The following is a 14,617-nucleotide window of genomic DNA, read 5'->3' as shown; positions in this document are numbered from 1 at the left end:
GCGCGCGCTGGGGCGCGTTCATCAGCAAGGATGAATGTATGGCGATCTCGAGTCTCTCGGTTGGGCAGATTACCGCTCTGTCGGTCACGGCCATCCAAGGTCTGTCGACCACGGACATTCAGTCCCTCAACGGATCCCAGATCGCCGCGATCAGCGCGACGGGCATCGGCGCGCTCGCCGACACCCAGGTCGCCGCGCTCAGCGCGACCCAGGTCAAGGCGCTCACCACGACGCAGATCCCGAAGTTCGCCACTTCGGTGACCTTCGACGTCACCCAGCTCACCCAGCTTTCGACCAACCAGGTTTCCGCGCTCACCTCGACCCAGCTGGCGGCGCTGGACACCTCGCACATCGCGGTCCTCAGCTCGACCCAGATCGGCGCTTTGTCGACCACCAACTTCTCGGGGCTGGACGGCACCCAGGTCGGCCAGCTCAATGAGAGCCAGGTCAAGGGCCTGACCGTCGCGCAGGTGAAGGCGCTCTCGACCACCGACATCGGCGAGATGTCGGGCACCCAGATCAGCTATCTGTCGACCGACCGCCTGACCGCGCTGACGGCCACCAACATCTCGGCGATGGACGGGACCCAGATCTCGGTCCTCAGCACCAACCAGATCGCATCGCTGACGACCAGCCAGATCAACGGGCTGAACGCCACCGACGTCGGCGAGCTCTCGGCCGCCCAGGTCGGCGCCCTGACGACCCAGCAGATCGCCTCGCTGAAGCCCGCCAGCTTCTCGGCCCTGGACGCCACCCAGGTGGCTGGCCTGTCGGCCAACCAGATCAAGGCCGTCACCGCCGACCAGGTCAAGGCGCTGAACGCCACCGACATCGGTGAGTTCACCACGGGCCAGATCGGCTCGCTGACCACCGCGCAGGTCGCGCTGCTGGCGACGACCCAGGCCTCCGCCCTGGCGACGACCCAGGTCGCGGCCCTGGCCACGACCCAGGTCGCGGCCCTGTCGACCTCGGCCTTCAAGGCGCTGGACGTCACCCAGGTCGGTTCGCTGACCGAGACCCAGATCAAGGCGGTGACCACCCAACAGCTCGCCGCGCTCGACGCGACCAATGTCAGCGAGCTGGCCAACACCCAGGTGGGCGCGCTGAGCGCCGCCCAACTGGGCGCGCTCACCACCAGCGCCTTCTCGGGCCTGGACCTCACCCAGGTGGCCGCCCTGTCGACCGACCAGGTCAAGGGCATCACCGTCAGCCAGCTGAAGGCGCTGACGACCACCGACATCGGTGAGCTGACGGCCACCCAGGTCGCCGCGCTGAACACCACCCAGCTGACCAGCATCACGACCGGTAATATCTCGGCGCTGAACGAGACGCAGGTCGCCGCGCTGGCCACGACCCAGATCAAGGGCCTGACCACCCAGCAGGTGGCGGCGCTGAGCGCGACCGACATCGGCGAGCTGGCCGACACCCAGGTCGCCGCCCTGACCGTCGACCAGATCAAGAACCTGACGACCGGCAACGTCTCGGCCCTGAGCTCCACTCAGGTCGCCCAGCTGGCCACCACCCAGATGGCGGCCCTGACGGTCAATCAGGTCAAGGCGCTGAACGCCACGGATATCGGCGAGCTGTCGGCGGCCCAGGTGGGCGCCATGACGACCTCGCAGATCGCGGTCCTGGCCTCGACGCAGGTCAATGCGCTGTCGGCGACCCAGATCGGCGGCCTGACCTCGGCCCAGGTGGGCGCGATCACGACGAGCAACCTCGTCGTGATGGACTCCACCCAGATGGGTTCGCTGAGCGCGCTGCAGCTGAAGGGCATGACGACCCAGCAGCTGGGCGCCCTGACGACCACCAATGTCGGCAATCTGGCCGACACCCAGGTCGGCGCGCTGTCCGCCGCCCAGCTGGGCGCGATCACCTCGACCAGCTTCTCGGCGCTGAACGGCACCCAGATGGCGGCCATCACGACCGACCAGCTGAAGGGCCTGACCGCCAGCCAGATCAAGGGCCTGAACGCCACCGACGTCGGTGAGCTGTCGACGACCCAGATCTCGTCGCTGTCGACGGCGCAGCTCAGCGCGATGACGACCGGCAGCCTGTCGGCGATGGACGCCACCCAGATGGCGGCCCTGACGACGTCTCAGATCAAGGGTCTGACGACCAGCCAGCTGCAGGGCCTGTCGACCACCGACATCGGTGAGCTGACGACGACCCAGATCGGCGCCCTGACCGCCGACCAGATCAAGACGCTCTCCACGAGCAACATCTCGGCCCTGGCCGACACCCAGGTCGCGGTCCTGACGAGCACCCAGATCAAGGGTCTGACGACTGCCCAGCTCGGTGCGCTGAGCGGGACGGATATCGGCGAACTGGCCGACACCCAAGTCCAGGCGATGTCGAACGCCCAGCTGGCGGCGCTGAATCAGACCGCGGTGAAGAGCCTGTCGGTCACCCAGATCGGCGCGCTGAGCGCGAGCCAGGTGGGCGCGTTCTCGGCCAGCAACTTCTCCGCGATGGACGCCACCCAGGTCGGCGCCCTGACCGCGGCTCAGATCAAGGGCCTGACCGTCGACCAGGTTAAGGGTCTGAACGCGGCCGACGTCGCCGAACTGGCCACGACCCAGGTCGCGGCCCTGGTCACGACCCAACTGGCGGCGCTGACCACCACGGCCTTCACGGCCCTGGACGGCACCCAGGTGGCGGCGCTGAGCGAGACTCAAATGAAGAGTCTCACGACCAGCCAGCTGCGCGCCATGTCGGCGACGGACATCGGCGAGCTCGCCGATACGCAGGTGAAGGCGCTGACGACCGGTCAGGTGTCGCAACTGACCGACACCGGCTTCTCGGCGCTGAACGCGACGCAGGTCGCGGCGCTGGAAACGACGCAGATCAAGGCCTTGACGGCCACCCAGCTGAAGAACCTGTCGACCACCGACATCGGCGAGTTCACCTCGACCCAGATCGGTTCGCTGACCGTCGACCAGATCAAGAGCCTGTCGGCCGCCAACATCTCGGCGATGGACTCCACCCAGGTGTCGGCGCTGGTCAACACCCAGCTGCAGGCGCTGAACGCCACCCAGCTGAAGAGCCTGACGACCACCGATATCGACGAGCTGTCGTCGGCCCAGATCGGCGCGCTGACGGCCGCCCAGATCACCGGCCTGGCCTCGACCCAGGTGCAGGAACTGTCGACCACCCAGATCGGCGGCCTGACCTCGACGCAGCTTGGCGCGATCACCTCGACCAACCTGACGCTGATGGACTCGACCCAGCTGGGCGCGCTGACGGCGGGGCAGCTCAAGGGCCTGACCGCGCAGCAGGCGGCCGCCCTGACGACCACCAATGTCAGCGCTCTGGCCGACACCCAGGTCGGCGCCCTGGCGGCGACGCAGCTGGCCGCTCTGTCGACCGGCGCCTTCTCGTCCCTGAACGCCACCCAGGTGGCGGCCCTGAACGAGACCCAGGTCAAGGCGATCACGGCCAGCCAGATCAAGGCGCTGAACGCCACCGACATGGGTGAGCTGACGACGACGCAGGTCGGCCAGCTGACCACCTCGCAGATCGCCGCGCTGACGACGACCAGCTTCTCGGCTCTGGACGCCACCCAGTTCAGCGCGCTGACGACCGCCCAGTTGAAGGGCGTGACGCTGGATCAGGTAAAGAACCTGAGCACGACCGACGTCGCCGAACTGACCACGACCCAGATCGGCGCCCTGAGCGTCGACCAGGTCAAGAGCCTGACCCCCACGAACCTGTCGGCGCTGGACGCGACCCAGTCCGCGGCCCTGACGGTCACCCAGATGAAGGGCCTGACGACCAGCCAGCTGAGCGGCCTGTCGACCACCGACATCAGCGAACTGGCCGATACCCAGGTCGGCGCGCTGTCGGCCGTCCAGATCGCCGCGCTGAACGTCAATGACCTGACCACGACCCAGATCCAGGGCCTCAGCACCACGCTGATCGGCGCACTGGGCGCGACCAAGTTCGCGGCCTGGGACGCCACCCAGGTGGGCGCGCTGGCGACGACCCAGATGAAGGGTCTGACGACCAGCCAGCTGGCCGCGCTGAGCGCGACGGACGTCGGCGAACTGGCCGACACCCAGGTGGCCGCCCTGGCGGCGACGCAGCTGGCCGCCCTGTCGACCGGCAGCTTCTCGGCGCTGAGCGCCACCCAGATGGCGACGCTGAACGAGACCCAGATCAAGGGGATCACGGCCAGCCAGCTCAAGGCGCTGACCACGACCGACATCGGCGAGCTGACGACGACCCAGGTCTCGCAGCTGACCACCTCGCAGATCGCGGCCCTGACCGACACGGCCTTCTCGGCCCTGGACGCCACCCAGGTCGCGTCGCTGAGCGTGACCCAGATGAAGGCGGTCACGGCCACGCAGCTCAAGAACCTGTCGGCCACCGACATCGGTGAGCTGGCGACGACCCAGGTCGCCGCCCTGAGCGCCGACCAGATCAAGAGCCTGTCGGCGGCCAGCGTCTCGGCCCTGGCCGACACCCAGGTCGCGGCCCTGGCCAACACCCAGATCCAGGCGCTCTCGGCGACCCAGCTGAAGGGTCTGTCGGTCACCGACATCGACGAACTGAGCTCGGCTCAAGTCGGCGCGCTGTCGGCCCTGCAGATCGGTTCGCTGGCCGGTACCCAGGTGCAGGAACTGTCGACGACCCAGATCGGCGGCCTGACGTCCACCCAGCTGGGTGCGATTTCGACCACCAACGTCCAGCTGCTGAACGACACCCAGATCGGCGCGCTGACGACGGCTCAGCTCAAGGGCCTGACCGCCCAGCAGGCGGCCGCTCTGACCAGCACCAACGTCGCCGCCCTGGCGGACACCCAGGTGCAGGCGCTGTCGACCGCGCAGATTGGCGCCCTGACGACGACCAGCTTCTCGGCCCTGAACGGGACCCAGGTCGCCGCGCTCTCGGCCGACCAGGTCAAGGGCATCACGGCGACCCAGCTGAAGAACATGACGACGACGGACGTCGGCGATCTGGCGACCACTCAGCTCCAGGCGCTGTCGACCTCTCAGATCGCCGCCCTGACGACCACGGCCTTCCAGGCCCTGGACGCCACCCAGTTCGGCTCGCTGACCGCCACCCAGGTCAAGGGCATCACGGTCGACCAGCTGAAGAACATGACCACCACCGACATCGGTGAGCTGGCGACCACGCAGATCCAGGCCCTGAGCTCCAGCCAGCTGGCCGCGCTGACGACCAGCAACCTGTCGGCGCTCGATGCGACCCAGATGGCTTCGCTGACGGTCACCCAGATCAAGGGTCTGTCGAACGCGCAGATCCAAGGTCTGAACACCACCGACATCGGCGAGCTGGTCGACACCCAGATCGCGGCCCTGAGCACGGCTCAGGTTACCGCCCTGGCCACGACCCAGGCCGCGCAGCTGTCGACGACCCAGATCGGCTCCCTGGGCTCGACCCAGATCGCGGGTCTGACGACCTCGGCCCTCCAGGCTCTGGACGCCACCCAGATGGGGTCGCTGACCGCCAACCAGCTGAAGGGTCTGACGACCCAGCAGGCCGGCGCGCTGCGCGCCGCGGATGTCGCCGAACTGGCCAACACCCAGATCGCCGCGCTGAGCGCCACCCAACTGTCGGCGCTGACGACCACGGCCTTCTCGGCCCTGGACGGCACGCAGATGGCGGCGCTCAACGAGTCGCAGATCAAGGGTCTCACCACCCTGCAGGTTAAGAACCTGACGACGACCGACATCGCCGAGCTGGCCGACACCCAGGTCAAGGCGCTGACCGGCACGCAGCTGTCGGCCATGACCACGGGCAGCTTCTCGGCGCTGGACGCCACGCAGGTCGCGGCGCTCACGGTCACTCAGATCAAGAGCATCGCCACCAGCCAGATCGCGGCCCTGAACGCGACGGATGTGGGCGAGTTCACGACGACCCAGATCGCGGCCCTGACCGTCGACCAGATCAAGAACCTGTCGGCGGCCAGCGTCTCGGCCCTGGCCGACACCCAGGTCGCGGTCCTGGCCAATACCCAGATCCAGGCGCTCTCGGCCTCGCAGCTGAAGGGTCTGTCGGTCACCGACATCGATGAGCTGTCGTCGACCCAGATCGGCGCGCTCTCGAACCTGCAGGTCGGGGCCCTGGCCTCGACCCAGCTGCAAGAGCTGTCGACGACCCAGATCAGCGGTCTGACCTCCAGCCAGATCTCGGCGATCTCGTCGACGAACATCAACCTGCTGAGCGACACCCAGATCGGCGCCCTGAGCACCGATCAGGTCAAGGGCCTGACGACCAGCCAGATGGCCGGTCTGAATGCTACCAGCATCGGGGCCATGGCCGACACCCAGGTCCAGGCGCTGACCTCGACCCAGCTGGCCGGCATGACCTCGGGCGGCTTCTCGAGCCTGAACAGCACGCAAGTGGCGGTCTTGACCGCGACGCAGCTGAAGGGCCTGACGACCGCCCACATGAAGGGCCTGACGACCACCGACATCGGCGAGCTGGCGGACACCCAGATCCAGGCGCTGTCGGCGGCTCAGATCGGCGCGCTGACGACCTCGGCCTTCTCGGCCATGGACGCCACCCAGATGGCGGGGCTGAACGCCACGCAGATCAAGGGCATCACCGTCGATCAGATGAAGAACCTGACGACGACCGACATCAGCGAGCTGACGACCGGGATGATCCAGTCCCTGGCCACCAGCCAGCTGGTCGCCCTGTCCGTGACCAACCTGTCGGCGATGGACGCGACCCAGATGGGCTCGCTGGCCACCACCCACATCAAGGCGCTCACGGGCGACCAGGTGAAGGGTCTGTCGGCGACCGATATCGGCGAACTGACCACGGCCCAGATCGGCGCGCTGAACACCGCTCAGGTGGTTCTGCTCAACGCGACCCAGGCGGGCGAGCTGTCGGTGACCCAGATCGGCGCCCTGGCCACGACCCAGGTCGCGGCGATGACCGCGACAACGTTCTCGAGCCTGAGCGACACCCAGGTGGCCGCTCTGAACGAGACGCAGGTCAAGGCCATCACCACGACCCAGCTCAGTGCGATGAACACCACCGACGTGGGCCAGTTCGTCGGCACCCAGATCGGCGCGCTGACCACCCAGCAGCTGCAGTCGATCTCGTCGGCCAACCTCTCGGCTCTCGACGCCACCCAGAGCGCGTCGCTGACCACGTCCCAGGTCAAGGCTCTGACGGCCTCGCAGCTGAAGGGCCTGACGGCGACGGACGTGGCCGACCTGGCCGGCACGCAGCTGGCCTCGCTGGCCACCACCCAACTGGCCCAGCTGTCGACCGACGTGATCGCGTCGCTGAGCACCACCCAGATCGGCCAGCTGGAAACGAGCCAAATACCGGGTCTGACCTCGACCCAGCTGGACTTCCTGTCGACGACGAACATCGAAGCGATGACGCCGACCCAGGCGAACTCTCTGACGCAAAGCCAGGTGCAGAGCCTGAGCGACGCCCAGATCGTCTCGTACCTGAACGCGACCTGATAACGGCCGCCGCCTGCGCCCTTGGGCGCGGGCGGCGGATCGTCTCTCGGCCATTGGTCGAGCCCCCAGCCCCATGCCATGATCGCGTTGCGCCGACTCGCGCGTCGCCTTTGCGCGCGCCTGTCCCACGCCGCTTATCGGTACCAGGAAGACAATGGCCGACGTCGATACGCTGGATCTGCTCAGCAAGCTTACCGCAGAGGGTTGCCCGCTCGGCGAGGTGATCACCGTAGCCGCGCAGCTGGGGGCGGGGGGGCAGCCGGCCCTCGCCGACCAGGCTTACAAGGTCTGGATCAAGTTCAACGCCGAACACCCGCAGCTGTGCGTGGCGCTGTTCAACCGGGCGATCCTGCAATCGGCCCTGGGCGACAATTCAGGCGCGGCGGGCTCGCTGGAGCAGGCGATCGCCCTGAACGCCGACTTCATGCCGGCCTATGTCAATCTGGGTGGCCTGCAGGAGCGGGCCGGCCTGCACGAAATGGCCATCGCCACCTGGGAGACCGGCGCCAACCGCAGTGTCGTGCCCAGCGGCATGGGCGTCAGCTACGCCTTCACCTGCCTGAAGCAGATTGCCCGCCTGCTGGGCGAGATCTCGCAGCCCGCCCGCGCCGAGCTGGCGCTGATGCGCGCCGCCGACCTGGATCCCACCGCCGAGGAGGTGATCGGCCAGCTGGTCGCCACTCGCCTGGCCCAGTGCAAGTGGCCGGCCCTGCAGCCGACCGAGCGCTTGAGCCGCGAGACCCTGCTGCGCGGTGTCAATCCGCTGTCGACCTCGGCCTATACCGACGACCCGCTGCTGCTGCTCAGCGCCGGCAACCACTTCATCGAGCGTGAAGTGAAAGTCACGCCCGAGCAGATCCGCAGCGACCGCCGCGACGCGCCCATCGACATCCAGGGCCGCCGTCCGCGCATCGGCTACATCTCGTCGGACCTGCGCGACCACGCCGTCGGCTATCTGATGGCCGAACTGTTTGAGATGCACGACAAGGCCAAGGTCGAGGTCTTCGCCTACTACTGCGGCCCCGAGTCCAGCGACGGCCTGAACACCCGCATCCGCGCCTCGGTCGAGCACTTCACCGACATCCGTCCGATGTCGGACGAAGAGGCCGCCCAGCGGATCGCCGACGACGGCATCGACATCCTGGTCGACGTCAACGGCCACACCCGCGACGCCCGCACGGCCGTCTTCGCCCGCCGTCCGGCCCCGATCCTGGTCAACTGGCTGGGCTATCCGGGCACGATGGGCAGCGACTACCACCACTACATCGTCGCCGACCCGTGGATCATCCCGCCGGAGATGGAGCTCTATTACTCCGAGGCCGTGCGCCGGATCCCCTGCTACCAGCCCAACGACCGCCGCCGGAAGGTCAACGACGCCACGCCGACGCGGACCGAGGTCGGCCTGCCCGAGGACGCCTTCGTCTTCTGCTGCTTCAACGGCACGCAGAAGATCACGCCCTTCGTCTTCGACCGCTGGATGGAGATCCTCAAGCGCACGCCCGGCAGCGTGCTCTGGCTGCTGGACAACAATCCCGAGACCAACGGCCGGCTGCGCGACGCGGCCCAGGCGCGAGGCGTGGACCGCACCCGCCTGGTCTTCGCGCAGAAGCTCCAGAACGCCTTCCACCTGGCGCGCTACCGCCTGGCGGACCTGTTCCTGGACACCACCCCTTATGGCGCCCACACCACGGCTTCGGACGCGCTGTGGATGGCCGTGCCGGTCCTGACCTGGTCGGGCAAGAGCTTCGCCTCGCGCGTCTGCGGCAGCCTGGTGCGCAGCGCCGGCCTGCCCGAGTTGGTCGTCGACAGTTCCCAGGCCTATGTCGAGAAGGCCGTCGAGCTGGGCGCCAATCCCGACAAGGCCCGCGCCCTGCGCGCCCAGTTGGACGCCAATCGCGACACCTGCGTGCTGTTCGACATGAACCTGCTGGCAGGCAAACTGGAGGAGCTCTACGGCGAGATGATCGCCGAGTACCAGGCCGGCCAGCGGCCGCAGCCGAACCTCGCCAATCTCAAGACCTATCTCGAGATCGGCCTGGCGCTGGACCGCGATGAGCGCGAGATGCAGTCCGAGGCTGACCTGCACGCGCTATACCGCGCCGAGCTGGCCCGCCGGCACAGCGTCAAGGCCATTCCCGCCGACGGCCGCCTCTGGGACGGCGGCGCGGCGTGACGCAGGTTCCGGTCGACGTCGCGCCGGAGATGGGGGCGCTGTTCGCTCCGACTTCGGCCCGTCCCGCGCAGTTCGGCCGCCTGACGGTCCTGAACGCCCTGAATGGTCTGATGGACTATCTGCGGCGTCGCAAGGCTCAGGATCCGGGCTTTCGGATCCTGCTGATCGGCGGCGGCCCGCCCGGCTGGCCGGCCGAGCTGTGCGACGCCGTCTTGGGCGGGACCGGCGCCGAGTTCGCCGGCGACCTGTCCGACCCGGAGACCTATCGCGCCATCCTGGCGCGCGTGGCGCGCGAGGGCCGCTTTGACTATGTCGTCGCCCTGCACGTGGTGCAGATGATGGCGCGGCCCTCGGTCCTGCTGGAGCGCCTGCCGCTGCTGGCCGAGGCGGGCTGGATCACCATGCCGTCGCGCTATCTGGAGGTGTTGAAGGTCGAGGGGCCGCACCGCGGCTTCGCCCATCACCGCTGGGGCGTCGACCATATCGACGGCATCCTGGCCCTGGCTCCCAAGACCTCGCAGATCGAGCACCTGGTGTTCCCGGGCGAGGCCGTCTGGGAGCAGGCCACGGATCGGTTCGAGCTGCAGGTCGGCTGGCGCGGAGGCCTGCGCTTCGAAATCCTGGGCGGGGAGGAGGCCCTGCTGCCGCGCGTCCCGATGCAGACCCTGCTGGGCCGCTTCTTCGAGGGCGTCGAGGCCAGCGCCGCGCCTCAGCTAGCGCCGGCCTCGTCCAAGGTCGATATCGAAGGCCAGCTGGTCCAGGCCCTGGCCCAGGCCCGCGAACACACCAAGCTGCATCCGCTGGGCCGGATGAAATACTATCACGACGCCGCCAGCCTGATCCTGTGCGAGCACCCGACCCGCGAGCGGCTGGAGCTGTTCGAGCTGATCCTGGCCGAGGCGGGGGCCATGGACGTCGACTCGCCCGGCGAGGAGTGGGTCGACTGGATCCACCACTACAGCGCCGTGATCGACGCCCTGACCGGCGCGAACCTGGATGGCCCGACGCCGCCCGCGCCGCAGGATGCGCCACAGACCTTCCTGACCGGCGACGGCAAGACGCTGGACGGCGAAGGGCTCAAGGCCCACGCCGACGCCCTGGGCGCCCAGGTGGTGTTCTTCGCCGCCGCCGACGAGCGGTATGTCGAGCTCTATGCCCGCTGGCTGGCCCTGTCGGTGATCAAGCACGGCGACGTGCCGTTCCTGGTGGTGATCCACGTGATCGGCGGCGCCGAGCGCCTGGCGCAGGCCGCCGCGACGGTGCGCATCGACGACCCGCGCATCGTCTTCACGGGCGACGACTTCGACGCCTCGAGCGTGACGATCAAGTGCTACGAGGCGCCGCCCAAGGGCCTGATCGAGATCCCGGTCGCGCATTATCAGTCGGTGCGGTTCCAGCGCCTGGGCGCGCTGCTGGACCTGCTGCAGCGGCCGGTGTTCGTGTCCGATATCGACCTGCTGCTGCAACGGGGCGTGGCCGACCTCTTGGAACAGTGGGCGGACGCCGACCTCGTGATCAACGAGAACGAGCGCAACATGCAGGCCGGCTCGCGCATCACCGCTAACCTGGTGTTGGCGCGCCCGACCGAGGCGACGTCGGTGCTGCTGCGCTGGCTGCGGGCCTATCTGGACGACCGGCTGTCGCGCGGGGTCGTCACCCGCTGGATCGACCAGGTCGCCCTGAACCTGGCCCGCGCCCACCTGGCGGTGCAAGTCCCGGGCGCCAAGGTCGGCGCCTTCGACACCAACAGCGACATCAACAACGTGATGTTCAAGGAATATGTGGCGGGCCACCCGTTCCGCTTCCTGTCGCTGTATCACGGCTTCGATACGTCGACGCTGGAGGAGTAGGGCGGCCTAGAAGGTCGCCTTGGCCTTCATCAGCACCGCGCCGTTGGTGGTCGCCCACAGCTCCGCGCCGTCATCGACCAGGCGCCCGTGGGCGGTGATCGTCTCGCCGACGAAGGCGGGCTTCAGGGCTCGGAACGCGAAGCGCGAGATTGGCCGCGCCGGCATGGCCTCCAGCAGCAGCAGGGCGATCAGCGGGCCGTGGACGACGAGGTCCGGGTAGCCCTCCTCGTGCGTGTAGGCCTGGTCATAGTGGATGCGGTGGCTGTTCGAGGTCGCCGCCGAGAAGGCAAACAGCAATACCGGATCGGTCGGCGTCTCGCGGCTCCACTCGGCGGGCGGGAGCTCTGTGTCGGGCGTCCGGGGCGCGGGCGGGGCGGCGGTGTAGACGATGGTCTGGCGCTCGGTGACGCGAACCGCGCCGGCCTGGCTGAATGCGCGATCGACGGTGACGAAGGTCAGCGGGCCGCTGGCGCCGGCCTTCTCCTCGACGGCGGCTATCGTCTCGACGAGTTCGGTTTCCACGCCCGGCAGCAGTGGGCCGGCGAAGGTCATGTCCGCCGCCGCGAACATCCGCCGAGGCGGCAGCGACGGATCACGCCGGGGATGACCGTCCGGGCCAAGGTCGGAGCGCCGGACCGGCTTGGCCAAGCACGCCCAGTGCCAGGCCGGTGGGACCTCCGCCGGCGCTTTGGGACGGTCGAGCAACGCCGCCAGCCGCGCCAGATCCGAAGCCGCCAGGATCATCAGTACGATCGGGGCAGGCCGAGCACGTGCTCGGCGACGTAGGCCAGGATCAGGTTCGTCGAGATCGGGGCCACCTGATAGAGGCGCGTCTCGCGGAACTTGCGCTCGATGTCGTATTCCTCGGCGAAGCCGAAGCCGCCATGGGTCTGCAGGCACATATCGGCGGCGACCCACGAGGCCTCGGAGGCCAGCATCTTGCCGATATTGGCCTGCTCGCCGCACGGCTGGCCAGCGTCATAGCGGGCGGCCGCGTCGTAGATGGTGAGCCGCGCGGCGTGGGCCTGGGCGTAGGCGCGGGCGATCGGGAACTGCACGCCCTGGTTCTGGCCGATCGGCCGGCCGAACACGACGCGGCTGTTGGCGTAGTCCCGCGCCTTGCCGATCAGCCAGGCGGCGTCGCCCAGGCACTCGGCCCCGATCAGGATCCGTTCGGCGTTCATGCCGTCCAGGATGTAGCGGAAGCCCTTGCCTTCCTCGCCGATCAGGCTGCCCGAGGGGATCACCAGGTTGTCGAAGAAGACCTCGGTGGTGGCGTGGTTCAGCATGGTGGCGATCGGCTTGATCGTCAGTCCACGGCCTTTGGCCTCGCGCATGTCGACCAGGAAGACGGACAGGCCCTCGCTCTTGCGGGTCACCTGGTCCTTGGGCGTGGTGCGGGCCAAGAGGACCATCAGGTCGGAGTGCTCGGCGCGGCTGGTCCAGACCTTCTGGCCGTTGATGACATAGGCATCCCCCTCGCGCCGGGCGAAGGTCGAGATCGAGGTGGTGTCGGTGCCTGCCGTGGGCTCGGTGACCCCGAAGGCCTGCAGGCGGATCGAGCCGTCGGCGATCCTCGGCAGCCAGGTTTCCTTCTGCGCCGTTGAGCCATGCCGCAGGACCGTGCCCATGGTGTACATCTGGGCGTGCAGGGCAGCCGCGTTGCCGCCGCTGGCGTGGACCTCCTCCAGGATCGCCGCCGCGGCCGTCAGGCCCAGACCGCCGCCGCCATATTCCTCGGGGATCAGCACGCCCAGCAGGCCGGCCTTGGTCATGGCGGCCACGAAGTCGGTCGGATAGGCCTTCTCGCGATCCAAGGCGCGCCAGTAGGGCGGTGGGAAGTCGCGGCATAGGGCGCGGACTGTCTGGCGCAGGGCCTCGATCAGCTCGGCGTCCACTAGACGCGCTCGAACGACAGCGCCGCGCCCTGGCCGACGCCGATGCACAGGGTGGCGAGACCGCGCTTGCCGCCGGTGGCTTCCAGCTGCCGCAGGGCGGTCAGCACTAGACGTGCGCCGGACGCGCCCAGCGGGTGGCCCAGGGCGATGGCGCCGCCGTTCGGGTTCACGTGGGCGCCGTCGTCGGGCAGGCCCAGCTGGCGCAGGACGGCCAGACCCTGGGCGGCGAAGGCCTCGTTCAGCTCGACGGTGTCGAAGTCACCAATCGAGAGGCCGGTCTTGGCCAGCAGCTTCTGAACCGCTGGCACGGGGCCGATGCCCATCACGCGTGGCGGCACACCCGCCGTGGCGTAGCCGGTGATCCGCGCGCGCGGCGTTAGGCCGTGGCGCTTCACCGCCTCCTCGGAGGCGACGATCAGAGCCACCGCGCCGTCGTTGACGCCCGAGGCGTTGCCAGCAGTAATCGTGCCGCCCTCGCGGACGACGGGCTTTAGCTTGGTCAGGGCCTCGATGGTGGTCTCGCGCGGGTGCTCGTCGCCATCGACGATGGTCGGGCCGGTCTTGCCGGCGATCTCGACGGGCGTGATCTCGCCGGCCAGGAAGCCGCTCGCTTGAGCGGCCGCCGCCCGCTGCTGGCTGCGCAGGGCGAAGGCGTCCTGGTCCGCGCGGCTGACGCCGTAGTCGGCGGCCACGTTCTCGGCGGTCTCTGGCATGGAGTCGACGCCGTAGGCCTTGCGCATGGCGGGGTTGATGAACCGCCAGCCGATGGTGGTGTCGAAGATCTCGGCGTTGCGGGCGAAGGCGCTGTCGGCCTTGCCCATCACGAACGGGGCGCGGCTCATGCTCTCGACGCCGCCGGCGATGACGAGGTCGTTGTGGCCCGACAGGATGGCGCGGGCGGCGTAGCCGATGGCTTCCAGGCCCGAGGCGCAGAGGCGGTTGACGGTCACCCCCGCCACGGAGACCGGATAGCCCGCCAGCAGCAGCCCCATCCGGGCGACGTTGCGGTTGTCCTCGCCGGCCTGGTTGGCGCAGCCCAGCACCACCTCGTCGATGGCTTCCAGATCGAGGCCGGTATTGCGCGCCGCCAGGGCCTTCAGCGGGATCGCGGCCAGGTCATCGGCCCGCACCTTGGACAGTGCGCCGCCATAACGACCGATCGGGGTGCGGATCCCGTCACAGAGATAGGCGGTCGTCATGCTCAGGCTCCCGATCGTGCGCTCAAACAAGTGTTAGAGTCGCGCGGCG

General features: G+C 68.6%; 5 protein-coding genes and 1 pseudogene. 3 read left to right on the top strand and 3 right to left on the bottom strand.

Annotated features, from left to right (window positions below):
- Window positions 1–38: 38 nt before the first annotated feature.
- The 3 genes and pseudogenes from AC1RRR_RS23890 to AC1RRR_RS23880 form a co-directional block, all read left to right on the top strand.
- The gene (locus tag AC1RRR_RS23890; RefSeq protein ID WP_492816810.1) at window positions 39–7,448 is read left to right on the top strand and encodes a beta strand repeat-containing protein; all 7,410 of its coding nucleotides are present in this window, start codon (window positions 39–41) and stop codon (window positions 7,446–7,448) included.
- 154 nt (window positions 7,449–7,602) lie between these two features.
- Window positions 7,603–9,621, top strand: coding sequence for an O-linked N-acetylglucosamine transferase, SPINDLY family protein (locus AC1RRR_RS23885; RefSeq protein WP_492816808.1), 2,019 nt, complete (start codon window positions 7,603–7,605; stop codon window positions 9,619–9,621).
- 47 nt (window positions 9,622–9,668) lie between these two features.
- Window positions 9,669–11,471, top strand: a pseudogene (locus AC1RRR_RS23880) (FkbM family methyltransferase); the annotation flags it as partial.
- Between the two features lie 6 nt (window positions 11,472–11,477).
- On the opposite strand, the gene AC1RRR_RS23875 reads toward AC1RRR_RS23880, so the two are convergent.
- Genes AC1RRR_RS23875 through pcaF form a run of 3 tightly spaced genes read right to left on the bottom strand, consistent with a single transcriptional unit; the run spans window position 11,478 to window position 14,568 of the window.
- A complete protein-coding gene (locus AC1RRR_RS23875; protein ID WP_492816806.1) occupies window positions 11,478–12,215 on the bottom strand; it encodes an HTD2 family dehydratase in 738 nt (245 codons plus the stop codon).
- Window positions 12,215–13,417, bottom strand: a complete 1,203-nt coding sequence (locus AC1RRR_RS23870; RefSeq protein WP_492816804.1) for an acyl-CoA dehydrogenase family protein — start codon at window positions 13,415–13,417, stop codon at window positions 12,215–12,217. Before AC1RRR_RS23870 ends, AC1RRR_RS23875 begins: the two co-directional genes overlap by 1 nt.
- Window positions 13,369–14,568, bottom strand: coding sequence for a 3-oxoadipyl-CoA thiolase (gene pcaF, locus AC1RRR_RS23865; RefSeq protein ID WP_492816802.1), 1,200 nt, complete (start codon window positions 14,566–14,568; stop codon window positions 13,369–13,371). The genes AC1RRR_RS23870 and pcaF overlap by 49 nt, the downstream gene beginning before the upstream one ends.
- Between the last annotated feature and the right edge of the window lie 49 nt (window positions 14,569–14,617).

The sequence above is a fragment of the Caulobacter sp. GW821-FHT12D05 genome (genome assembly GCF_058807295.1).
Note: the sequence above shows the minus strand (reverse complement) of the source record. Positions and strands in the feature narration are given on the sequence as shown.

Bases quoted from the DNA above. Each gene is read 5' to 3' on its own strand.
- AC1RRR_RS23890 (WP_492816810.1), top strand. From the start codon at position 39: ATGGCGATCTCGAGTCTCTCGGTTGGGCAGATTACCGCTCTGTCGGTC.
- AC1RRR_RS23885 (WP_492816808.1), top strand. From the start codon at position 7,603: ATGGCCGACGTCGATACGCTGGATCTGCTCAGCAAGCTTACCGCAGAG.
- AC1RRR_RS23875 (WP_492816806.1), bottom strand. From the start codon at position 12,215: ATGATCCTGGCGGCTTCGGATCTGGCGCGGCTGGCGGCGTTGCTCGAC.
- pcaF (WP_492816802.1), bottom strand. From the start codon at position 14,568: ATGACGACCGCCTATCTCTGTGACGGGATCCGCACCCCGATCGGTCGT.